This window comes from Streptomyces sp. AHU1, assembly GCF_045343905.1.
Classification (GTDB): Bacteria; Actinomycetota; Actinomycetes; order Streptomycetales; family Streptomycetaceae; genus Streptomyces; species Streptomyces triticiradicis.
Window position 1 is genome coordinate 9,008,635 of record NZ_CP174283.1, and the last position, 20,931, is coordinate 9,029,565.

Here is a 20,931-nt window from a genome sequence, read left to right on the forward strand (position 1 = left end):
GAAGCTGTTATCGTCCGCCGCGTGACGAGCGACGAAGAAATCCTGGACTCGATTCGACGTGATCCTGCGCTCGCCGAGTTGCTGTGGAAGATTTGCGAGTTCGATCTCTCTCGTGGCGATCACGGTGAGCCAGTCCGGCTGTCGTCCGGGGTTGCCCTGGAGGGTGTTGCCGGCGATTTCACCGGCGGGACGTTCTTCCTCTGTGGTGATCACGGCACGGCTCGACCCGTGCTGTATGCCAGCTCCGAGGGACAGGCCGGTCTGATCGGCCAGAGCCTGGCCGAAGCGCTGGAGATCATGATTGGGCTGCCGTCCTGGCATGACTGCCTAGGTTTCTCTGGATCCGGTGACCTGGAGGTCATGCGGACGACTGCAGCCCACCTTGGCCGCGACGAGTTCAGCGACAAACCGGGAATGGGCGCTGACCGAGTGCGTCTGGCAGCGGCTCTGAACCTGAAACCTGAGGCCGTTCCGGTCTTGCTGGCTCGCCTGCACGCCGCGGTTTCCGCAACAGAGCCTGATTTCGTACTCACCGTCGAGACCGGTGACGAGTACGAGTCCCTGTTCGGACCATGGCTGCCGAGCCGCAATCCCGCCTGGCGGTGACAGGCAGAACCGGGTGGTTCGAGATGGACGATCAGACGGTGGATCAGCCGCGCGCCCTTGGGTAGCTGCGAGGCCCTGAAGCCCGCGGTCGGCAGTCATCACAAGATCCCCGACAGAGCCCGTAATTCCCCATCTCGATCGGTTCCGCGTCACGTAATTCCCCACCCGCGTGGCCAGACTTCCCCAGAGGGATCGCGATTGTGGACGTACGTTGACACGCCTCCGGTCGTGGTCGATCTTGAGTCGCTGGGTGGATGCGCTTGGAGGCCGCCGGTACACCGTGGGGCGGGTCGCTTACGCGCTCGGTGGTGTCGTGCGCAAGCCTTCGAGGAGGGCGGCGAGGTAGCGGTGTGCGGTGTCGACCCGGTCGGCAGGGGTGCCGCCGTGGACGCTCACGGCGTGGGCGATGCCGCACATGAGCGGGACGAGGTCGGCGGCGGCGAGGTCGGGGCGGACTACTCCGGCATCGCGGGCCCGGGCAAGGAGGGTGGCACCGACCGACGCCAGTGACTTCTTGAGTTCCGTGGTGCGCGGTACGGCGTCCGTGGCCGCGGCGGCGACAGGGGGCAGGGCGGCGCAGGTGACCTGCGCCTCGACGGTGTGGAAGAGGAAGTCCGTCAGGCTGCGCCAGGGGTCGACATCGGTCAGCGCCTGCTGGCCGTGGGCGGCCAGGGCCTCCAGGCATGGCGCGGCGACGGTCTCCAGCAGCGCCTCGGGCGTGGCGAAGTGACGGTAGACGGTGCCGACGCCGAGCCCGGCCCGGCGTGCGACGTCGTTGAGCTGCAACGGTGTGCCTTCGTCGACCAGGTCGCGGGCGACGGAGACGATCCGCTGCCAGTTGCGGGCCGCGTCCTTGCGTAGAGGCGTCGTCATGAGGCCATGCTAATCGGATGGTTCATCCGGATGGTTCCGCCGCCCGCCGGGTGCCCGCAGCGCTGCGCCGCCCGTATGACGCTCAGGCGAGCGGCGCGTGCCGTTCGCTGAGTCGGCGTATGGCTTCGGCGACGCAGGGGTCGGCCGCCGCCCGGTGCGGGGCGACCGGGTGAGCCTGGGCGCCGATGACGATGCCGGTTCGGCCCGTCAGCGTCTCGTCGGTGGCGGCCATGATGGAGGGCTTGGCTGCCGCGGATGCCGGACCGGAGGTCGAGCGTTCGAATGTGCGACGCACCAGGGGCCACAGCAGCCGCAGGGCGGGCGAGACGATCTTCGGGTCGGTCATGGTGCCGTTGGTCATGTCAGTCGCGGCCCCTCCGGGATCGGCGGCGAAGACCGAGACGCCGGTGCCGTCCAGCCGGTCTGCCAGGTCCAAGGTGTAGGCCAGGTTGGCGAGCTTGGCGCGACCGTACCAGTGGAAGCCGTAGTAGCCGCCCGGCGGCTCAACGGCGTCGAACGCGCGCTTGGCCACGGCGACCGCGCCCGACGTCACGTTCACGATCCTGCTCGGCGCACCGGCCGTGAGTGTGGGCAGCAGCAGTTCGGTCAGCAGGTAGGGGGAGAGGTGGTTGACGACGAACGACGCCTCGACACCGTCCCGGGTCTGGCGCTCGGCGAACATCGCCCCGACGTTGTTGACCAGCACCGTCAGCGGTTCCCCTGAGGCGGCGTGCTCGACCGCGATCGTCCGGGCGAGTGTACGTACCTGGTCGAGCGAGGCGAGGTCCGCGGACAGGAACCGGGCCGGGTGCACCGGGCCCGTCGCGTTGATCCGCTCGACGGCCTTGGCTCCCCGTTCGGCGTCGCGCCCGATCACCGTGACCGCGAGCCCGGCGGCGGCCAGCCCCAGCGCCGTCTCCAGGCCGATGCCCCCTGTTCCGGCCGTGACCACTGCTGTCTTCTTCATGTGCCCCTCCACCCCAGCAATCAATCGGATAGGTCATCCGCTTGGCCGGACGGTAGCACAGATTCGGATGAACTATCCGGTTGAGGCGGTGGTGGCAGTCCGCCCGCCGGCAGGAGACAGACGGATGCCTGGGGAAATGCGTGACGTTTGCCCTGGGGGGTTGCGTAACCGTCGACACAGCCGTGGCCGGGAAGACCGCCGGCCCGAACGGCTCGGCCTGGCCCCGCAGCACGGCGAAATCCGAGATGGTCTCGCCACCATCGGCGGGCATCACCGCCATGTCCGTGATCACCTGGCCCGGATCGTGGCCGCCGGTGCGCTGTCGTCCTCCGGCCAGCGCGTCACCGAAGGCACTGGTCAGCGCGGTCACCTCCGCCAGATCGGCCAGCGGCCGGGCCCGGCATGCGAGACGACACCTCGCCCGTCGGGCGTTACGGACAGCCTCGAACGAGACGTTGTGGAGCTCACGTGAAACTGCTCCCGGCTGCGGCGCTTTGATCCTCGACAAGTCAGATCAGCGCAGCTCAGGGCGACTTCTGCGTTCCGGTATCAAGATCCGGACTTACTCGATGAGACTGGTCGGGATCGAGCAGGCCCACGCCTGCCCCGCGCCGCTGACCCGCCCGGCCCTGCTGCGCGATCGCCAAGGCGTTGAAAACCGGATGATGTGAAAGGAGCAGGGGCATAGCGTGCGCGTATGGATCTTGAACCTGGAAAGACCGTGCCCGCCGTTCCTGTTCCTCTCGATGCCGAACTTCAGGTCGCTTATGACGCCTACCTGGCGGAGGAACCGGACTTGGCGCCGATGAGCCTCGAGAAGCTGTCGGTGATCCGCGCGGAGGCCGACGCCGCAGTGGCGACGCTCGAGGACCTCAGCCATGGCGGGCGCTTCACCGTCTTCCAGCCTTCGGTGCCCGGCCTGGACGGCGCCCCCGAGATCCCGCTGCTGGTGTGCACACCCTCCGGCGCGCCCGCATCGCGGCCGGCGCTCTACTTCATACACGGCGGCGGCTTCTACTGCAGCGATCACCGCACCGGGCTCGACCAGATACTCGAGACGGCCGAGCGGTTCGGGGCCACGCTGATCTCGGTCGGCTACCGGCTCGCGCCCGAGCACCCCTACCCCGCCCAGATCAACGACGCTTACGCCGGTCTGCTGTGGGTGGCCGACCACGCGGACGAGCTCGGCATCGACTCGGAACGCATCGTCGTCACGGGCTTCAGCGCCGGCGGCACCCTCAGCGCCGCGCTCGCTTTGACCGTGCGGGACAAGGGCGGTCCCCGCCTGCTCGGCCAGCTGCTGATCGCCCCGCTGCTCGACGACCGCAACGACAGCGCCTCGGCCCTGCAGATGGACGACGTCGAACTCTTCGACCGCAGCCGCAGCGGGTTCGCCTGGAGCTCGCTGCTCGGCGACGCCCAGGGCGGAGCCGACGTGCCGCAGTACGCTGCGCCCGCCCGCGCCACCGACCTGGCCAGCCTGCCGCCCACATTCCTCGACGTCGGCTCCGCCGAATGCCTGCGCGATGAGATCCTCGCCTACGCCGACCGGATCTGGCAGGCCGGCGGCGAAGCCGAGCTGCACGTGTGGCCCGGCGGAATCCACGGTTTCGACCGGAAAGCCCCCGAGGCGCGGATCAGCAAGGCCGCTGTCGCGGCACGCCGCAACTGGCTGGAGCACCTTCTCACCACCAACTGACGTTCTCCTCCGGCGGTAGTCGGTCGCGGGATGGACAACGTGCCGCCAGGCGCCCCGTAGCAACGAGGTCGAGGAACCTTGCGACGGAACTCAGGCGGATAGCTGCGTGACACGGAGCCCTCCCAAGCTTCTGGGCCAACAAGTGTCCAGCATCTCGGCTCCGTCAAACCCCGAGCACGTTACGAGTTGGTGCGTGATAGCGGGTGAGGCGTCGTGGCCGGCGGGTGGCATGATCCGGCTGTGGCGATCATGGTCGATCGGGCGGTGCCGGCGCATCGGCTGTTCACGGGGAACTCTCGGCGCCATCTGGCCCACCTGGTCGAGGAGTTGGCGATGCCGTGGCAAGCCGGCGTCGAGGGCCGCCGTCACGCCGCACGGGGCGGTGCCAGGAAGCGGGCCGCGGGTGCCGGCGCCCGCCACCAGCCGGTGTTCGTCGACCGGCTGGTGGCCACGCCGAAAAAGTTCAGGAACGATGCCGTCGCGTTGTATCGGGCGGCGGGTGGGAAGCGCACGGCTCTGTCACGTTGTTGGGTGCCTGATGGTGTGGTGGGGCCAGGGCGCCGACCTGTGGTCAGGCCGTGGTGGGCCAGCCGGCTGCGCCGGTGATCTGGTTCCAGATGGCGAAGCGGATGGTCGTTTCGGCTCGATGCTGGGATGCGGTCATCAGGTGGCGGTGGGGTCGGAAGTGGGGTGAGATACCGCTGAATGCGGACAGGAACCGCTGGGCCGCGCCGACGGAGCGGAAGCCCTTCATTGCGTGTTCGCGTTGTCTCGTCGGCTGGTGGGAGTTCTCGGCCCGGTTGTTCAGGCCCTTGTGGGAGCGGTGCTCGACGGAGGGCATGACTTCGCGGTGGGCGGCGCCGCAGGAGCGGAGCTTGTCGGTGACGATCATCAGCGGCACCGCGCGCGTCTTCTTCATCAGGTGGCGGAAGAAGCGCCGGGCGGCGGCCTTGTCCCGCCGGTTCTGTACGAGGATGTCGAGCACGTTGCCGTCCTGATCGACGGCCCGCCACAGATACCTTCTGCTCACCGTTGATCTTGATGAAGACCTCGTCCGAGTGCCACTTGTCACCGGGCCAGGACCGGAGGCGGCGCAGTCCGTTCGCTTAAGCCTGGCCGAACTTGGCGCACCAGCGGCGGATCGTTTCGTAGGAAACGATCACGCCGCGCTGGAGCATCAGCTCCTCGACCTCGCGGAAGCCGAGCGGGAACCGGAAGTACAGCTACACGCAGTGGGAGATCACCTCGACCGGGTACCGATGTCCCCTGTACGACGGCGACACACTCTCCACGGATGATCCCCCCAGCATGACCAACCCGAAGGTCATCCCACCCATCAGCCAACGTGACAGCTCCCTCGCTGGTGGCAAGCGGCCCCGGGGCGACGCGCGACCGGCCTGTGACGATCTGCTCCTCGATGAGACGAGCCAGCGGCAGCGGCAGAAGTGCGGGGTTCTCCTCAAAGGTGAAGCAGGCCCCTTGTGTGATCTTGATCGGCGTGTCGGGGGGGCAGCGGTGCGTCTGGAAAGCCTGTGTGAGCTACGAGTTCGGCCTGTTCGGGGCCTGGATGCTCATCAGGCTCGGTGAGACCGCTTCTCTGCCGTCGTGGCCTGGGGTTCCTCCGCCGTCCAAGACTCTCAGCCGACTTCTCTCGCGTCAGCAAGTGGCCGCAGAACGTGACCCGCTGGAACCGACCGCGACCCGTGACTGTCCCCACTGCCACCAGTCGGTCACCATCGTCGCGCTTCTCTCGACCCCCGAAGCCGCCCGCCCTTCCGTCCCCACCACCAGCCTCGACATCGTTCCGCTGCGAAGGGCTCAGTGACCGTTGTCCACTGACCGTCACTGATCACCGAGCCCGCCGACCTGACGGTCGGTGGGTTTACGCCGGTCGACGGCCAGCGGGTCCTGCGGCACTCCAGACGCCGCGCGGCGATCCACATGGTCACCGGGACACTGAACACCGCACCGAACAAACTGACTTGCCCGGCGCAGATGAACGGTCCGAAGCTGTCCGTTCCTTCAAAGGCTGCCGACCCGAAGTCGGCGTTGCTCTGGAAAGTCGCCGACCCGAACCAGGTGTTGTCGTGGAAGGTCACCGAATCGAACCCGGCGAGGCTGTGGAAGGTCGGCGACTCGAACCGGGTGTCGCCCTCGAAGCAGGCGAAGGGCATCGCACTGGTGGAGACGGCGGCGAAGACGGCGTTCACTGGTAAGTGAACGGTAAGAACCGATAAATGATCCGACTTCCGGCGCCAAGTGATCTAGTCTTTAAGGAACTTGACGATAAGCAGGCCGGACGATGGCGTTCTCTTTACCGTTTTTGCTGTGCGCCTCGGGTTCGGCCACGGAAGGAGCGCAGTGCCTCCCGTACGCCCGAATCGCCGTTCCCTCATAGCCGGTGGCCTCGCAGTAGCCGCCGCAGCCGCCGTTCCCCTGTCGGTGTCCACGCCCGCAGTGGCCGCCGGTCTCATCCCCATCCGGCTGGCCGGGCCGACCGGTCCCGCGCCGGTGGGTGCCGTAGAGCTGCACCTGGTCGACCCGTCGCGGACCGACCCTTGGTCAGGGCAGTCGCGCGAGGTGATGGTGACCGTGACGTACCCGGCCGCCGACGTGCGTGACCGCGCGATGCTGCCCTGGCTGCCGTCTGGTGCCGAGCGGGCCCTGAAGGCCCGCTTCGGGGGCGCGGTGGACGGCTACGCGCTCCCGGAGACCCACAGCGCGGACCGCGCGCCGGTCCGGCCCGGCCGCCGGCCGGTGCTGCTCCACTCGCCGGGATATACCTCGGACCGCACGTTCAACACGCTGGTCATCGAGGAACTGGCGTCCTGGGGCTATGTCGTGGTCGCGGTCGACCATCCCTACGACTCGGGCGAGGTGGAGTTCCCGGACGGCCGCGTGGTCGTCAACCGCCCCGACGACGCGAGCCACGAGGCCCGCACGGCCGCGGTCGCGGTGCGCGCCGCCGATCTGCGGTTCGTCCTCGACCAGCTGACCGTGCTGGAGCGGGGCGGCAACCCCGACGCCGAGGGGCGTCCGCTCCCGCGCGGGCTGCGCGGGACGCTGGACCTCACGCGGGTCGGTGCTTTCGGGCACTCCCGGGGCGGCGCCGCGTCGGCGGCGGTGATGTATCTGGACGAGCGGGTGCGGGCCGGCATCGATCTGGACGGCGCGCTGTACGGGCCGGTGGTTGAGCACGGTCTCGACCGGCCGTTCCTGCTGATGGACACGGCGGTCCACGACGGGCTGAACGAAGACGGGTCCTGGCCGCCGTTCTGGGCGCACCTGAGCGACTGGCACCGCTGTCTGCGGCTTACAGACGCCGACCACGACTGCTTCACCGACATCGTGGCCATCGCCCCGCAGGTCCCCGAGCCGGTGCGCAAGACGCTGCAGATCGGCACGATCCCCGCCGACCGGGCGGTGGCTGCCGTACGGGCGACCGTGCGGGCCTTCTTCGATCTCCAGCTGCGCGGCCGCCCGGGCGCCGGGCATCTGCTGTGGGGGGCTTCACCGCGCTACCCCGAGGTCGAGTACATCGCCGGATAGCAACCGGCGCCGGACGCCCTCAGACCGTCTGCCTGCGGCCCCGCCACAGGACGACGCCCGCCACCAGCAGCACCCCGACCGGGCGGGCCCGGCCGGGGACGCGGTGCCCGTCGTGGCCGCGGTGCGCCGAAAGTATTGAATGCCGCTCGCAGAGCCGCTCTGCTGTCCATGCCAGCCCCTTGTCGTGATCGGCGAGGGGGCTCTTCCGCGCCCGCTGCTGTCCGTGACCGGGAAGCGCTCCTTTACCTACGAACTCCCGGCGGCGTTGCTTGCCTGTCCTGGGATGCCGGTATCTACGACTGGTGCTGCTGGCTCAGGTTCTGGCAGTCAGCGCTGGCACCGCTGGAAGCGGGCACTGGTACCGCGTCTCTTCGGCCCGCAGATGCGGTCGGGGGACGGGAAGGGGCATTGAAGACGCTCCCTGGGTCAGCGTGCTGTTGTGAAGGCGAGGGCGAGGAGGGCGGTCAGGGCGGAGATGGTGGCGATGGCTGCAGTGACGGGACCGTTGAGGGCGGGGCGGCGGTGCACGGCGTAGAAGACACCGCCGACGAGGAGGGCGCCGACCAGGACGGCGAGAGTGATGACGACTGCGTAGAGCGCAGGCATGAGGGGTTCCTCTTCGGTATCGGGCGCATGGCGGGGCCACGTGCGGTCCGGAGCGTGAAGGGCCGCGCTGGGAGCGCTCCGGCCGACCGAAGCGGGCCGTGGCGGCCTGCTCCAAAGCTCCAAGCCGACGTCCGGTTGCCGGAAGAGGGGCGAGGACAGGCAAGGCCCGCAATGTTCTGCACCCTGTGAAAGGGCGGGTGTTGCGGCGGCCGGCAACCCGTGAACGACCACGGCGCTGTCCCGGCCCGATGGGGCGGGACAGCGCCGTGGTCCCAGGGTCACACCCAGGTCGCGAAGCCTTGTTCCGAGTAGATGCCTGACTGGTTCTCCGGGAAGTAGCCGCGGTCCATCAGGGCCGGCATGGCGCCCAGCCATGAGCCGAAGCCAAGGGTGACGGCCGCCAGCGCGGCCCAGGCCACAGTCGTGTTGCCCCTGAGGGCATCGACCACAGCCCAGTCCAGAGCGGCAGCCGCCTTGGGATGCATGACGGTGGCCAGTCCGACCAGAGCACCCACCACCATGACGGGGAAACCCGCACAGACCAGGGCGAGCGGCCCGGAGGCCGACTTCTGGCGCTCCGCCTTCTCCCCAAAGGCAGGCGTGCCGGCGACCTCGGCACGCTCCTTCTCCGCGGCCAGGGCCTGCTCGGTGACCGCGATCGCCTCGGCCAGTACAGCCTCCTCCCGCTCGTGCCGACAAGGCTCCTCCCTCAGCGCAGCCACCTCCGACTGCGCCTTCTCAACTGCACCGCTCAGCGCCTCGATCGTGGAATGCGCCTCCACCAGCTCGCCCCGCAACGCCTCGATGGTCGCCTGATCCACCCGGCGCTCCTGGCGCTCGGCGGCGAGCTGCTGGGTTCGCTCGCTGATCCTGGCCTGCGCCGCGGCCAGATCTGCAGCCCATTCCAGCTCCCGCCTCTGCGCTGTGGCCAGATCCGCGGCCCTCTCACCCTCCCGCTCCCGCGCTGCGGCCAGATCCCCGACGCGTTCCTGCTCGCGCCGCTCCAGCTCGCCCTCCAGACGGGCCACCTCGTGCGCATGCTGCTTCGCCTGCTGCGCCATGCGCACGCGAAGGTCCTCCAGCGTCTGGAGTGCTTCTTGGCAGCGGATCTCTGCGGCCGCGGCCCGGTCGGCGGCCAGGTAGTCGGCATGCCGGCCGCGTTGATCGTGACCAGCGCCTCCATGTACAGCTCCCGGGTCCGCTTCTGGACCTCGTCGCCGACCCGGCACGCTGTCAGAACCATGTCCACGAATTCTCGGCTGGGCATGCGGGTGCTGCCGTTGCTGTCCACGGCGTTGAGCCCCCGTGACAGCCACGTCTCGCTCTTGCCTCCGCACGCCGCCGCAGCCTTCTTCTGCGTATCGAAGGCCTGCTTCACCAGCGTTCGCATGTGCGTGCACCAGATCTCTAACTGGGCAGACCGGCCCTTGCCCGCTGGATGCGCCTCACGACCCCTCCTGCTTTTCTTCTCCCATCGCTCCCCACGCTCGTGATCGATTGCTCCTTCAGGCAACCTCTGCCGTCGTCCTCACGGTAGGCGTGAGGGAGGAAGGCTGTGAGCGGACCGGCGAGTGGCCGTCCTACGGCGCCGGGACCGGACTCCCCGGGAGGACCGGTCCGCAGATTCAGGCGCAGGGCCGATTTTGAGCCGGCAAGAGATCGTCTCTGTCGCAGCCTACGATCGGGGCGACATCACTCCATCGACTCCAGAATGCGGTCGAGTGTCCGGCGCCCCATTCTGCTCATCGTCGGATTGCTCTCAACGTAGTACCAGACAAGACCCATCGCCTGTTCGAAGGCCCATGCCTTGCCGCGCTCCCACTCCAGACCGTCGCAGTCCAATGTCCGCCGGAGCACTTTCCGTGGGCCCGGTTGCAACAGGTGCCAGGCGCTGACCAGATCCAGCGCGGGGTCGGCCGGGCCGAAGCCGCCGGTGTCGAGCACGCCGCTGAGCCGGTCTCCCGCGACCAGTACATTGCCGGGAATCAGGTCACCATGGCTCATCACGTCGGCACCCGTGCGTGGCAACTCCCGAAAGCGGCTCCACACCTGGCGCAACCGGGGCACGTCGAGCAGCCCCTTGCTCTCCTCGAAGCACTTCGCCATCCAGTCGTCGTGGTGAGCGAGAACGCCTCCACGATTTTCGCCGCTGAAACGCCGCCCCCGAGTCTCGGCGTCCCGCAGGGCTGCGATGAAGGACGCAAGGTCCTCGGCGAAAGCGTCCGACCCACTCGGGTCGGCATCGAAGGCGACCGTTCCCGGCAGCCATGTCTGGACCGACCACGGCATGGGATAACTCGCTCCAGGCTTTCCCAGGGCGATGGGTTCCGGAACAGGGAACCGAGACACCTGTGCCAGCTCCGCGCTCGCCTGGGCTTCCCGTTCCAGAACCGCCAGCGCCTCCGCGGCGTCGGTCAGACGCAGCGGGAAACGCGCGGAGAGGTCGTTTCCGACGCGGAAGATCGCGTGGACCGTCCCGGTCGATGACAGGAGTTGAATCGCCTTGCCGCTCCACTGAGGGAATTGTTCTTGGATCAAGGCCGCAACGATGTCGGTGGTCACGTCCACTTGGTCATCGTGCATAGTCAATCTCGCAGGCCCTTCCACTGATCCAGTTCGAAACGACGGCAGTCCAGTTCAACTGAGACGACAGCCAGTATTCAGACGCCGGGTTCCAGATCAACTGAGTTTTTTTTCGGCCACCCAGGTGTCTCAACCGTCCTGGTCACACCAGGTCACAGCCGCTGCTTCGGACCGGATCGCTTGAGACGGAACACGAGAGGCACCCACCGAGAGCGATCGTTTGCCATCGAACCTGGCCACCCAAGGTCAGGGCATCGCACCGGACTAGCTTCGCTGTCGAAGGACACTCCTGGTCGTTCCTCAGGGCTTTGTGATCAGGGAAAGTACGCTCACGACCCCGACTCCCACCAGGATGGCCACGCCGGCTTGGGGATACGTATAGGCCACTACGCCGGCGGCCAGACCTGCCAGCAACAGCAGTAACGCATAGGGGCTCAACGGTTCGTTCATGACGCTCCTTCGCAGGGAAGTTCGGCACGTCGCTCCTTCGGGGCGACTCCCCAAACTAGGGGCAGAGGAGGCGGCTGGGGTGGCAGCCAGGCGCGCTAACTTGCAGGTCGACGACCCGGCTCGGGGCGTATTGCGTACGTCGATCGGGGGCGCTATGTCGACAGGAGTCCAGTGATTGGCGCGGCCGCCCAGGTCCCGTCCGGATGGGTGCGGGAGGCCGGGGCAGGGCGGGTCCGGTCTCTTCTCCGGCTCGTTGCCCGGCGGCGGGGTGGGTGGCTCAGGTGGTGACGGTCGCGCGGACCAGATTGTGGTCCGAGAGGCCTTCTGCGCTCTCGACCGCGGCGTTGCTGACAACGGCGTCCCGCACGACCACGTGGTCGATCCACTGTGCCTTCGAGCCTGACGTGCGCGGCCGTGTCGGCAGGGCGTCCGGCGGGAGGTCCGCGACGGTGAAGCCGGTACCCAGAGCCGACGCCACGGTGGCACGGTCGGTGTTGAAGTCCCCCAGAAGTACCGCTGCGTGTCCCCGGGGAGGGGTGGCCAGTTCGGCCAGGCGTGCCAGCTGGCGCGTGTGCCGTTGATCGCCGCTCACGTGCGTGGCGACGATCAGCGTTCCGGCGGTCTCGACGGCGAGCGCACCCTTGCCCGGGTCGTCCTCGAAGGACTCGGCACTGATCTCCCGGGTCGGTCCGTCGACAAGGAGCACGAGGTACTCCTCGGGGTTGCGCAGCGAGCAGGTGCCGTGGCGCGGTGTCGGGACGCGCGGGTACCTCAACGCGTGGATGGTCCGGTCGGTCGGCGCAAGGCGGAGGCTGGCCAGTTGGTCGCCGCTGACCTCCTGCAGGGCGATGACGTGCTCGTCTCGTCCCACCAGCAACGCCGTGACCGCGGCGATCCGCTCCGACTCGTCCGGGCGACTTCTCAGGATGTCCTCGCCCCAGTTCTCGGCGTGGACGCGGTGCAGAACGTTCCAGCTGGCAACCGTGATCATATTTTGCGATGTTAGACGGTGATGTCCCACCCGTAGTCCGGTCCGACAATTGAGCGGCACAGACCATGAGCCGTCGGCTGCCGGCCTGTCGAAGAAATGCCGCGGGTCTGAGACTCGAGCCGCATGACACGGCGTGAGACGGTGCGAGAACACCTGGCTTCACAGCCTCGGCGGACGTCGCGGAGATTGAGAACCTGCACCGGCACCCGGATTCGGGCTCAGGATCTTGAGAGACCCGAAGAGGCCCCTGGCGGCCCCGTAGAACGCCGATCCCCCGGCCCGGTGCCATATCCCCCTCCCCGCCAGGCCGGGAGATCGTCCCGCACGCGGGCGTGCGGCGCCTCGGCCCGACCCAGAGAGTAAATATCCGAACGGGTTAACTGGATTGGTTAAATCAAAGGGTAAGCACTGCTAGAGGGCGTCTGAAAAGCCTGTCAGCGGGCCGACCTTGCGAGGCGCCGTATGAGGAGCATGGCCATGGTGAGGTAGATGGCGTTCTCCGAGCAGACGCGCAGGTACTCGTAGTCCTTCGACAGCCGACGACACCGTCCCAGCCAGGCGAACGTCCGCTCTACGACCCAACGCCGCGGGACCACCGCGAAGAGAGGCACTGCCGGAGGCGGTGCTCCTGCCTTCGCCCAGGTCGGGCGGAATCCTCCGTCGCGCCGCTGCACGATCTCCACGGTGATACCGGTGGCCTCCAGAGCCCAGGCGCGGAAGTCGGCGCCGCGGTAGCCCTGGTCCGCCCACACGTGCCGAAGGCGCGGGAAGGCATCAGCGGCCCGGGAGAACAGCACCGCGGCGCCGTCGCGATCGCCGACGCTGGCCGGGCTCACGCACGTCACCAGGACGGTGCCGCGGGTGTCGACGAGCAGGTGGCGCTTGATGCCGCTGACCTTCTTGCCGCCGTCGTATCCGTGCAGGCCACCGCGTTCGCTGGCCCGAATGCTCTGGCTGTCGATGATGGCCGCGCTGGGTGTGGGGTCCCGGCCGAGCTGCACGCGTTCGTGCTCACGCAGCGCTGTCAGCATCCGCTCCCACACGCCTTCTTGCTGCCATCGTCGCCAGTAGTGGTAGACGGTCTGCCACGGCGGCAGGTCATGCGGCAGCAGTCTCCAGGCGCAGCCGGCCCGCAGCCAGTACGCCAGCGCGTTGATGATCTCCCGTCGCGTGTGTTTCGCCGGTCGCCCACCGGGCTTGACCGCCGGAACCAGCGGATGGAGGATCTCCCACTCCGGATCGGACAGATCCGTCGAGTAACGGGTGCGCAGCCCGTACACGCCAGCCCCCGAAAATGCGACACCGCCCCGCTACCAGGCAACTTGCCCGCTGACAGGCTTTTCAGACGCCCTCTAGCCCAGATGCCGGGCCAGCGCCTTCTCAATTTCCGTCGTGTCCGCGTCCTTTGCCGCCCAGGCCGCGTATCCGTCGGGCCGTACCAGGACGGTCGTCCGGCGGTCGCTCGCCCAGCGCTCCACGGTCAGCCACCCCTTATGGACACCAAGGCCTTCGTATGTCTGGGGCGTGATCAGTACGAACCGGCCGCCGCGCAGCGCCTCGTAGAGCCGGCCGTCCTTCAGGGCGACGTCGGGGACACGGGTGCCGGTGAGGCGGTGGGCGCCGCGTGGGGCGGGGTAGGCGTAGCCGATCCCGGTGATCTGAGCCAGGGCCTTGCGCTGGACGGGCGGGGCCATGCCCGCGAATGCGGAGACCAGGGCGCGGGCGGCACGCAGCAGCGGATTTTGCGCGCGGGCCAGCCGGACCAGTCCGCCACTGCTGCGCAGCACCGCCCTGCCGACCGGGTGGCGCTCGGCCTCGTAGCTGTCGAGGAGCCCTTCGGGCGCCCGGCCCTGGACGGCCGCGGCGAGCTTCCAGCTCAGGTTGGCGGCGTCCTGGAGCCCGGTGTTCATGCCCTGCCCGCCGGCCGGGGAGTGGATGTGTGCGGCGTCCCCGGCGAGGAAGACCCGCCCGACCCGGTAGTGCGGTGCCTGGCGCTCGTCACTGTGGAAGCGGGAGAGCCAGCGAGCGTCGTGCATGCCGTAGTCGGTGCCCAGGGCGCGGCGGGTGATCTCCTTGACCTCGTCGAGGCCGAGCGGGGCGTCATCAGAGACCTCGTTGCGGCGGTTCCAGCCCATGACCCGGTACCAGCCGTCGCCGAAGGAGGCGATCATCGCGAAGGCGTCGCCGCGGCCGTTGACAGTAAGGACGTCCTCGGGCCTCTCGGCCAGCCGGACATCGGCCAGGATCAACGACTTGATGACGGAGACACCGGGGAAGCCCAGGCCGATCGCCTCCCGTACGGCGCTTTGGTGACCGTCGGCGCCGACGACATAGGCTGCCCGGCGGGTGACGACCGCCCCGTCCGCGCCGCGCACGTCGAGGTCGACCCCCTCGTCGTCCTGCCGCAGCCCCACGACCTCGCTTTCGTACGCGAACTGGACCCCGGCCTCCCGGGCCCGTCGCTCCAGGAGCCGTTCGACCTCGTACTGCGGGGTGATGAGCATGAAGGGGAAACGCGAGGGCAGCGTGCTCAGATCGAGGGAGAGGCGGCGGAAGAGCCGCAGGCCGGTGATGGTGTCGCCGGTGCTGAGGAGTTCGTCGGCGAGGCCGCGGGCGTCGAGCTGCTCCAGGGTGCGGGCGTGCACCCCAAAAGCGCGCGAGAGGTTGCTGGTCTTGCGTGGCCGCTTCTCGACGAGGGCCACGGTGACGCCGGCTGTGGCGAGGTCACCGGCGAGGAGGAGGCCGGTGGGGCCGGAGCCGACGACGATCACGGTGCGGTCGGTGGCGGTGCCGTTCATGGTGGCCTCCTGCTGCCAGTGCCTGCTTCCCGGCGCCCGTTTGCCAACAAGTGTTGGCCAACGCTCGTTGATGACGATAACGGGGTGCCGGGAGTGATGTCAACAGGCGTTGGCAAACAGTTGTTGGCCTATGCCCGTTGGCCTACGCTTGTTGGCATGAACGGTAGCGACAGCACCTCCACGATTCCCGGCTCCGGCGCCCCCCGCCGCTCCGACGCCACCCGCGGCGCGATCCTCGCGGCGGCCCGCGAACGCTTCGCGAACGACGGCTACGAGCGAGCCACCATCCGCGCCATCGCCAAGGACGCGAACATCGATCCGTCGATGGTGATGCGCTACTACCGCAGCAAGGAGGGCCTCTTTGCAGCAGCCGTCGCCATCGACCTGCGGCTGCCGGACATGAGCGGGGCGGACCGCCAGCAGGATGCGGGGCAGATCCTCGTCGAACACTTCCTCGACATGTGGGAGAACAACGAGGTCCTCACTGCCCTGCTGAGGGTCGGCGTGACAAACCAGGCCGGGGCCGAGCGCATGCAGGACATCCTGCAAGTCCAGCTCCTGCCGGTCGCCCGACAGGTGTGCCCCGACCCCGAACAGATCCCGGCACGAGCGGCACTCATGGCGTCGCAGCTGCTGGGGCTCGCGCTCACGCGGTACGTGCTGCGGATGCCACCGGCGGCGGGGCTGGCGCGGAAGGAGATCGTGGCATGGCTGGCACCGACGATCCAGCGGTACCTGACCGCGCCGAATCCCTGAGGCGTGCCGGGCACTCGTATCCGCCGGGGCCACGGAACCGGCAGGTGCTGGCTGATGGCGATTCGTGAAAACGGCTACGGCCGCAATTCCGTGAACCCACGAAGGACACGTGCAGAGAGGCGGCGCGTGAAGTATCAGAGAGCCCCGGGGTGTTACCCAGGCCCATGCCGCTGCTCAGGACGCTGCCGGTTAACGATCTCGGCAGCGGTTTTCGACCGAGCCCCCTCCCCGCAGGCGGTTTGATGAAATGCAGTGGCGTCGCTGGTGCCCTGTTGCTTGGATGCCCGGCGTGACTTCTACTGCTTTTGACGATCATCCTGAGCGGGCATTGCTGGACCGGCTCGAGGAGTACTACGACGCGGTCCCGCGCCACGGCGCCCGAGTCGAGGACCACGGGCCGCTGACCCTGTTCGTGCGGGAGGGCCAGGGCTGGCCGTTCTACGCACGTCCCACACGGGGATGGACCGGACCGCTGGAGGCCACCGACGTGCAGAAGGTCCGTGCCCGCCAGCGGGAACTGGGGACCCCGGAGAGTTTCGAATGGGTCGCCGAGACCACGCCCACGCTGCGGGCAGCAGTCGAGGAGTCGGGACTCGTGGTCCACGAACATCCACTGATGGTGCTCGATCCCGGTACTCCCGCAACTCCATTGGAGGAGTTGTCCGGCAACATATCCGTGCGAATCGTAGGCGCGGACGATCCGATACTGCCCAGCGCACTGGCCGTTCCTCACCTCGCCTTCGCCGAGCCTGGAACCCACATCGGTCTCGCGGGAACACCACATCTGGTGGAAGCAATTGACGCCCGCGTCGCCGACGGGTCGGTGGAACGCATGATCGTGCGTATCCGGGCAGGTCTGACGGCGGTTGCCGCAGCTGTCGAGCATGGATCAGTGCTGTCCGCAGGCCAGCACCAACCGCTCGCAGAAGTCAGCGAGATCGTCGGCGTCGGAACGCTCCCCGCAGCTCGCCGTCGCGGTCTCGCACTCGCGGTCACCGCGGCATTGGTGGCCGACGCCCGATCGCGGGGTGCGGCAACCGTCTTCCTGTCGGCAAGTGACGACGACGTCGCGCGGGTCTACGCCCGACTCGGCTTCCGCAAGATCGGTACGGCGCTGATCGCCGAACCCGCCGAATAGGTCGACCCCGCCCACTTCGCAGTGCTGTTACTTCTCACCGACATTTTCGGGCCCCGTGATCGACAAATGGTGTCCAAACAAGGGGGCTATGGGCGCAGGACGTCTCGGGCGGCGTAGGCGTCGAGGGAGGCCATGTTTGCGCCGGCACCGCGGAGGCGGTCTGCACGAGTGTCGGTTCGCTCCTGGACCAGGGCGAGTGCGGCAAGTCCGACACGCACTTGGGAGACCGCGGTCGCAGGGTCGGGCTCGGCCAGCACCGTAAGGGCTTTTGGGAGAGCGGAATCCAGCTCGGGCTGGGGCGCGAAGGAGCGTTCGGGATCGAGACCGGAACCGACTCCTACCGCCTGGCCGGCACCCGAGCCCGTGCCGAACACGCAGAAGCAGACTGATCAACCGCTCCACCGCCTGGTCGGCAACCGCTGAAGGCCGGCCAGGCCGACATCACCCGAGCGAGACAGGCCCTCCAACCCTGGAACCAGCATCCAGATGAGCTGCGATGCGCGTAATCGTCCGGGCATTGTCCTGGAACAGATGCGCCTGCATGCCCGCCGCCTGAGCAGCCTCAACATTTACTGCGAGATCGTCGATGAATAGACAGCTCTCCGGCCGCACTTTCAGGTTGGCGCATACGGCCTCGAAGGCACGCGGGTCCGGCTTCTCGACGCCGATCTCGTGCGAGTACACGATTTGCTCGACCAGTTCGTCGAAGTGATACAGAGCGGTCTCCCGCTCCCGGGCACCGACGAAGCTGTTGCTCAGGATGCCCAGCCTGCAGCTTCCTCGCAGCCCACGCACGTAAGCGATGAGCTCCTCATTAGGCGTTCCCAGGTACTCCGCCCAGAGATCAGCCATGAAGGCTTCAACCTGGGGCGCGTCGAGTCCCAAGCGGGCTGCCACCTGCTCGTGAACCTCTCGTTCACTGATGCTCCCGACGCTCCCGGCTTGCCACACGTCGCGCAGCCGCTCATGCACAGTGCCGAGCGGCAACTCCAGCCGCTCTTCCCACCGCTGCACGCACCCCGTTTCCGGCGTGATCTCCAGCACGCCACCGATATCGAGAATGACGCAGGTCGCCGTCACTCGAACTCCCCCTCTTCGTCCTGCCCTGCTGGCGAGCGCACACCGCTCGCTCGTGTGATCTACGGAGACACTGTCGTCCTTCCCGCTGGGGGAAGGTCAAGCGATCTTGAAACCTTGTGGCAGCCCTGTTGCGAGCCGCCGACACGACTCGGCTGCATCGGCAGGTGCCTTCAAAGCTCGTGAAGAACCGCGGAGTTCTCGGCCGGGCGATGACGTCAGAACTCGTCAACAAACGCTGTCGCATGAAGTGATCGAAGCCAGCCCTCGTAGGTACGCAGCCGACCCAGATACAGGGCGGTGAGCATCTCCCACACCCGCCGGTGGCAGTACCAGCAGGGCGGGATCTCGTCATGCAGCTCGGCGGTGTGGCGCAGCCGATCTGCCCAGGCGTGCAGCTCGCGCAGCCGGGCATGGCGCTCGGGCAAGGACATGGCCGACCACACCCAGCGGCGCAGCTCCAATGCTGTGCCTGGTGCGGACGGCGTGGCAGGCCACAAGGCAGCCGGATGGTCGAGACAGTCACTCACGTCCCGTTCTTTCCGAGAGCCGCAGACCATTCCCGTGCGGTGGTGCGCCGACGCAAAGCGCTTCGGCGGAGACTGCGACGGCCAGGAGGTCGCTCTCCCGCCCCGGCCGGCAGACCAGCTGGAGACCGACCGGCTCACCCTTTACCGTCCATCCGGCCGGAATGCTGATGGCGGGGTGGCCGGTGATGTTGAAGGCCCACGTCAGAGCGACGCTCATGGCGTGACCGGGCCCTTGGTGCCCGTGCGGGGGATTGGGTGTCGTCGGTGTCGCGAGGACGTCGTACTTGTCGAAGACGTCGTCGAGCGCGCGCAGAAGGGCAGTGCGTGCAGCACTTGCGCTGTGCGTGTCGCCCCCTTTGCCGCGTAGGGCGGCCCAGCAGGGAGCTGGGTCGGCAAGGCGGAGCGCGACATCGTCCGGGGCGAGGGCGTCCGCGTCGGCCAGCTGGTTCACGAACGCGTGAGTGACGTCGGCGATCTGCCGGGTCGTCTCGGCAAAGCCGAGCGTGGCCGACCATGCAGCACGCAGCGGTCGCAGTGGAGGCGCGAGGCCGCGCAGGGTGCTGGTTGCGGCTATCGCGTCGAGGTATGCGGCGGCGTCGGCAGCATTGCGAGCCAGCGGGCCGGCAACGTTTAGCCCAGCACGGTCGCGGGCGGGCACCAGGCCGTTGGTCAACTTCAGGCCGATGACCGCACACCAGGCGGCCGGGATGCGCACGGACCCTGCCCCGTCGCTGCCGGTGGCCAGCGGCACCATGCCGCAGGCGACGGCTGCGGCCGAGCCTGCCGAGGAGCCGCCGGGGCTCCACCGCGGATTGTGCGGGTTGAGGGTGGGGCCGCGGTCCGTGTCGCCCCACGTCTGCCAGGAAGTTCCTCTTCCCGGCGTGGCGGTGGCACCGATCGGGATGCAGCCGGCGGCCACCAGACGCACAGTTTGGTACGCGTTGAGTCCCTCGGTGGCTTTGACGGCGAGGGGAACGCCGGCCAGGGGCAGCCGCTCGCCGGCCCGGACGCGGCGGTCGACCTGGGTGGCACAGGCCGCGGCATGCCGGGGCCACAGCTCGGTGAAGGCCCTCACGGTGCCGTCGAGCCGGGCGACGGCTTCCAACGCCGCTTGTGCCATCTCATGTGCTGACCGTTCTCCGGCGAGTACCTGGGCGGCGATCTGCCTGGCGGCAAGCGTGCTGTAGTCATCGAAGGACCGAGTCGTCATCGTGACAACATCCCAGACCTGCGGTCCGGGCCGACAGGCGGAGCCGCTCGCCACCGGTCGGACTTCCGGTGCCCCGGGGCGGGGGCCGGGAGCGCGGGTCTTTGTGCGGCTGACGCGGGTCGTGTCCCCATCTGGTGTCATGTCAGGCGTGGAACCTGCCACGGCTTCAGGCCGGGGCCGGCCCCCTGGCCGACCGTGCGGTCCATCAGCACGGCCATGTCCCCGGGTCCGGCCCCACCTACCGCCGGAGCCCCACTTCGACGCCCCGCATCCCTGGATAAAGGGGACCTCCCAGCAGGCCCGGCTGCTGTCGAAACTCGGGTTCTGGCTCAACTTTCCGCAGGGTGATTACGGAGAGTCAGAGCTTCGGAGCCAGGCGATGGCGGTTTGGATGAGCGTGAAGCCTCGGCGAGGTGAGTTCCAGGGCCCGGTTGTCGCGTCCGGCGCTCATGTGGTTGAGCCAGCGTCCGTACCAGTCGAGGAAGTCGGTGGCGGAGGAGACGTTGGGGCCCCAGTATCCGTCGCTGTTTCCGATGAGGATGCGGCCGGTGAGGGGACCGGTCACCGCGATGACGCATACGTCGGTGCAGCCCATCTCGATGATGTGGAGGAAGAGATCGCCTCCGTGGCCCCTGGGGTTTCTGCCGTCGAAGCCGCGGGGTTTCCCGGGTTCTCCGCGCGGCTTCATGACCCGCAGGGAACATCGCTCCAGCGGCATGAGGCCGTAGAACGGCGCCGCGCCTGAGCCTCCGATCTGCGTGAGGAACTGCCGATAGGCGTCGGGCAGTGCGATGTCGTGCTCGGCTTCGAACGCAGCGGCGCGCGCTTCCTCCAGCTTCGGACCGAGGCGAAACGTGTGTTTCTCTTCCCCGAAGGAGTGACTGCGCAGGGGTTGGAAAGGGATCGCGGCCAGCTTGCGACGCAGGCGGGGTATGCGGGGATCCATCGTGCTCTTCTCTCGTCCCCGTCACCCTACGTGGCTATGTATCTCAGTGCGGGAGTCGTTCCGAGGTGATTACGGGAGTCACCTTCTGACCGAGTTTGCGATGTCGGTTTGTTTTGGGTTCTGGCGCAGGTCTTGGGGGGCGCGGAGGGGAC

20 protein-coding genes and 2 pseudogenes are annotated in these 20,931 nt (G+C 68.1%); 8 read left to right on the forward strand and 14 right to left on the reverse strand.

Annotated features, from left to right (window positions below; genetic code table 11):
- The first annotated feature begins 21 nt into the window (after positions 1-21).
- Positions 22-606 carry a hypothetical protein gene (locus ACICHK_RS39590; protein ID WP_406840779.1) on the forward strand — a complete coding sequence of 195 codons (585 nt, stop codon included), beginning with the start codon at positions 22-24 and terminating at the stop codon, positions 604-606.
- A 294-nt stretch (positions 607-900) separates the two neighbouring features.
- Here ACICHK_RS39590 and ACICHK_RS39595 read toward each other — a convergent pair whose 3' ends face one another.
- A complete protein-coding gene (locus ACICHK_RS39595; protein ID WP_406840780.1) occupies positions 901-1,479 on the reverse strand; it encodes a TetR/AcrR family transcriptional regulator in 579 nt (192 codons plus the stop codon).
- An 82-nt stretch (positions 1,480-1,561) separates the two neighbouring features.
- Positions 1,562-2,446 carry an SDR family NAD(P)-dependent oxidoreductase gene (locus tag ACICHK_RS39600; protein WP_406840781.1) on the reverse strand — a complete coding sequence of 295 codons (885 nt, stop codon included), beginning with the start codon at positions 2,444-2,446 and terminating at the stop codon, positions 1,562-1,564.
- Between the two features lie 494 nt (positions 2,447-2,940).
- On the opposite strand from ACICHK_RS39600, the gene ACICHK_RS39605 reads away from it, so the two are divergent.
- From ACICHK_RS39605 to ACICHK_RS39615, 3 genes and pseudogenes are all read left to right on the forward strand, one after another.
- The gene (locus ACICHK_RS39605; protein ID WP_192582651.1) at positions 2,941-3,117 is read left to right on the forward strand and encodes a hypothetical protein; all 177 of its coding nucleotides are present in this window, start codon (positions 2,941-2,943) and stop codon (positions 3,115-3,117) included.
- A gap of 26 nt (positions 3,118-3,143) precedes the next feature.
- Positions 3,144-4,145 carry an alpha/beta hydrolase gene (locus ACICHK_RS39610; RefSeq protein ID WP_406840782.1) on the forward strand — a complete coding sequence of 334 codons (1,002 nt, stop codon included), beginning with the start codon at positions 3,144-3,146 and terminating at the stop codon, positions 4,143-4,145.
- 249 nt (positions 4,146-4,394) lie between these two features.
- A pseudogene (locus tag ACICHK_RS39615) lies at positions 4,395-4,685 on the forward strand (IS5/IS1182 family transposase); the annotation flags it as partial.
- A 31-nt stretch (positions 4,686-4,716) separates the two neighbouring features.
- Here ACICHK_RS39615 and ACICHK_RS39620 read toward each other — a convergent pair.
- Positions 4,717-5,368: pseudogene (locus ACICHK_RS39620) on the reverse strand (IS6 family transposase).
- A 718-nt stretch (positions 5,369-6,086) separates the two neighbouring features.
- Here ACICHK_RS39620 and ACICHK_RS39625 point away from each other — a divergent pair.
- Together ACICHK_RS39625 and ACICHK_RS39630 are read left to right on the forward strand one after the other, a co-directional pair.
- Complete coding sequence (locus ACICHK_RS39625; protein ID WP_406840783.1) at positions 6,087-6,365, forward strand: hypothetical protein; 279 nt, start codon at positions 6,087-6,089, stop codon at positions 6,363-6,365.
- A gap of 222 nt (positions 6,366-6,587) precedes the next feature.
- A complete protein-coding gene (locus tag ACICHK_RS39630) occupies positions 6,588-7,694 on the forward strand; it encodes an alpha/beta hydrolase family protein (protein ID WP_406840784.1) in 1,107 nt (368 codons plus the stop codon).
- 426 nt (positions 7,695-8,120) lie between these two features.
- Here the strand turns inward: ACICHK_RS39630 and ACICHK_RS39635 are convergent, their stop codons facing one another.
- From ACICHK_RS39635 to ACICHK_RS39665, 7 genes are all read right to left on the reverse strand, one after another.
- Positions 8,121-8,300, reverse strand: a complete 180-nt coding sequence (locus ACICHK_RS39635; RefSeq protein WP_151472595.1) for a hypothetical protein — start codon at positions 8,298-8,300, stop codon at positions 8,121-8,123.
- Positions 8,301-8,578: 278 nt separating this feature from the next.
- Positions 8,579-9,367, reverse strand: a complete 789-nt coding sequence (locus ACICHK_RS39640) for a hypothetical protein (protein WP_406840786.1) — start codon at positions 9,365-9,367, stop codon at positions 8,579-8,581.
- Between the two features lie 625 nt (positions 9,368-9,992).
- A complete protein-coding gene (locus tag ACICHK_RS39645; RefSeq protein ID WP_406840788.1) occupies positions 9,993-10,883 on the reverse strand; it encodes an aminoglycoside phosphotransferase family protein in 891 nt (296 codons plus the stop codon).
- Between the two features lie 300 nt (positions 10,884-11,183).
- Entirely contained in the window at positions 11,184-11,333 is a 150-nt protein-coding gene (locus tag ACICHK_RS39650) for a hypothetical protein (RefSeq protein ID WP_406840790.1), read from the reverse strand.
- 277 nt (positions 11,334-11,610) lie between these two features.
- Positions 11,611-12,324: an endonuclease/exonuclease/phosphatase family protein gene (locus ACICHK_RS39655; protein ID WP_406840791.1), complete on the reverse strand. Its 714-nt coding sequence runs from the start codon at positions 12,322-12,324 to the stop codon at positions 11,611-11,613.
- Positions 12,325-12,758: 434 nt separating this feature from the next.
- Positions 12,759-13,604 carry an IS5 family transposase gene (locus ACICHK_RS39660; RefSeq protein WP_406840793.1) on the reverse strand — a complete coding sequence of 282 codons (846 nt, stop codon included), beginning with the start codon at positions 13,602-13,604 and terminating at the stop codon, positions 12,759-12,761.
- 72 nt (positions 13,605-13,676) lie between these two features.
- Positions 13,677-15,122, reverse strand: coding sequence for an FAD-dependent monooxygenase (locus ACICHK_RS39665; protein WP_406840795.1), 1,446 nt, complete (start codon positions 15,120-15,122; stop codon positions 13,677-13,679).
- Positions 15,123-15,278: 156 nt separating this feature from the next.
- Here ACICHK_RS39665 and ACICHK_RS39670 point away from each other — a divergent pair, with 156 nt between their 5' ends.
- On the forward strand, positions 15,279-15,878 hold the full coding sequence (locus tag ACICHK_RS39670; protein ID WP_151472589.1) for a TetR family transcriptional regulator: 600 nt from the start codon (positions 15,279-15,281) through the stop codon (positions 15,876-15,878).
- Positions 15,879-16,167: 289 nt separating this feature from the next.
- On the forward strand, positions 16,168-17,016 hold the full coding sequence (locus ACICHK_RS39675; RefSeq protein WP_406840797.1) for a GNAT family N-acetyltransferase: 849 nt from the start codon (positions 16,168-16,170) through the stop codon (positions 17,014-17,016).
- 441 nt (positions 17,017-17,457) lie between these two features.
- On the opposite strand, the gene ACICHK_RS39680 is transcribed toward ACICHK_RS39675, so the two are convergent.
- From ACICHK_RS39680 to ACICHK_RS39695, 4 genes are all read right to left on the reverse strand, one after another.
- Positions 17,458-18,096 (reverse strand): HAD family hydrolase, encoded by a 639-nt coding sequence (locus tag ACICHK_RS39680; protein WP_406840799.1) that lies wholly within the window; start codon positions 18,094-18,096, stop codon positions 17,458-17,460.
- A 215-nt stretch (positions 18,097-18,311) separates the two neighbouring features.
- Positions 18,312-18,623 (reverse strand): hypothetical protein, encoded by a 312-nt coding sequence (locus ACICHK_RS39685; RefSeq protein WP_406840801.1) that lies wholly within the window; start codon positions 18,621-18,623, stop codon positions 18,312-18,314.
- Positions 18,616-19,833: an amidase family protein gene (locus tag ACICHK_RS39690; protein ID WP_406840803.1), complete on the reverse strand. Its 1,218-nt coding sequence runs from the start codon at positions 19,831-19,833 to the stop codon at positions 18,616-18,618. The genes ACICHK_RS39685 and ACICHK_RS39690 overlap by 8 nt, the downstream gene beginning before the upstream one ends.
- Before the next feature lie 358 nt (positions 19,834-20,191).
- Positions 20,192-20,779: an SMI1/KNR4 family protein gene (locus ACICHK_RS39695; RefSeq protein WP_406840805.1), complete on the reverse strand. Its 588-nt coding sequence runs from the start codon at positions 20,777-20,779 to the stop codon at positions 20,192-20,194.
- Positions 20,780-20,931: the final 152 nt, after the last annotated feature.

What these genes read in the sequence shown, in the direction of transcription:
- ACICHK_RS39635 (WP_151472595.1), bottom strand. Translation starts at nt 8,300, where the DNA reads ATGCCTGCGCTCTACGCAGTCGTCATCACTCTCGCCGTCCTGGTCGGC.
- ACICHK_RS39670 (WP_151472589.1), top strand. Translation starts at nt 15,279, where the DNA reads ATGAACGGTAGCGACAGCACCTCCACGATTCCCGGCTCCGGCGCCCCC.
- ACICHK_RS39645 (WP_406840788.1), bottom strand. Translation starts at nt 10,883, where the DNA reads ATGCACGATGACCAAGTGGACGTGACCACCGACATCGTTGCGGCCTTG.
- ACICHK_RS39595 (WP_406840780.1), bottom strand. Translation starts at nt 1,479, where the DNA reads ATGACGACGCCTCTACGCAAGGACGCGGCCCGCAACTGGCAGCGGATC.
- ACICHK_RS39625 (WP_406840783.1), top strand. Translation starts at nt 6,087, where the DNA reads ATGGTCACCGGGACACTGAACACCGCACCGAACAAACTGACTTGCCCG.
- ACICHK_RS39665 (WP_406840795.1), bottom strand. Translation starts at nt 15,122, where the DNA reads ATGAACGGCACCGCCACCGACCGCACCGTGATCGTCGTCGGCTCCGGC.
- ACICHK_RS39690 (WP_406840803.1), bottom strand. Translation starts at nt 19,833, where the DNA reads ATGACGACTCGGTCCTTCGATGACTACAGCACGCTTGCCGCCAGGCAG.
- ACICHK_RS39600 (WP_406840781.1), bottom strand. Translation starts at nt 2,446, where the DNA reads ATGAAGAAGACAGCAGTGGTCACGGCCGGAACAGGGGGCATCGGCCTG.
- ACICHK_RS39610 (WP_406840782.1), top strand. Translation starts at nt 3,144, where the DNA reads ATGGATCTTGAACCTGGAAAGACCGTGCCCGCCGTTCCTGTTCCTCTC.
- ACICHK_RS39655 (WP_406840791.1), bottom strand. Translation starts at nt 12,324, where the DNA reads ATGATCACGGTTGCCAGCTGGAACGTTCTGCACCGCGTCCACGCCGAG.
- ACICHK_RS39650 (WP_406840790.1), bottom strand. Translation starts at nt 11,333, where the DNA reads ATGAACGAACCGTTGAGCCCCTATGCGTTACTGCTGTTGCTGGCAGGT.
- ACICHK_RS39695 (WP_406840805.1), bottom strand. Translation starts at nt 20,779, where the DNA reads ATGGATCCCCGCATACCCCGCCTGCGTCGCAAGCTGGCCGCGATCCCT.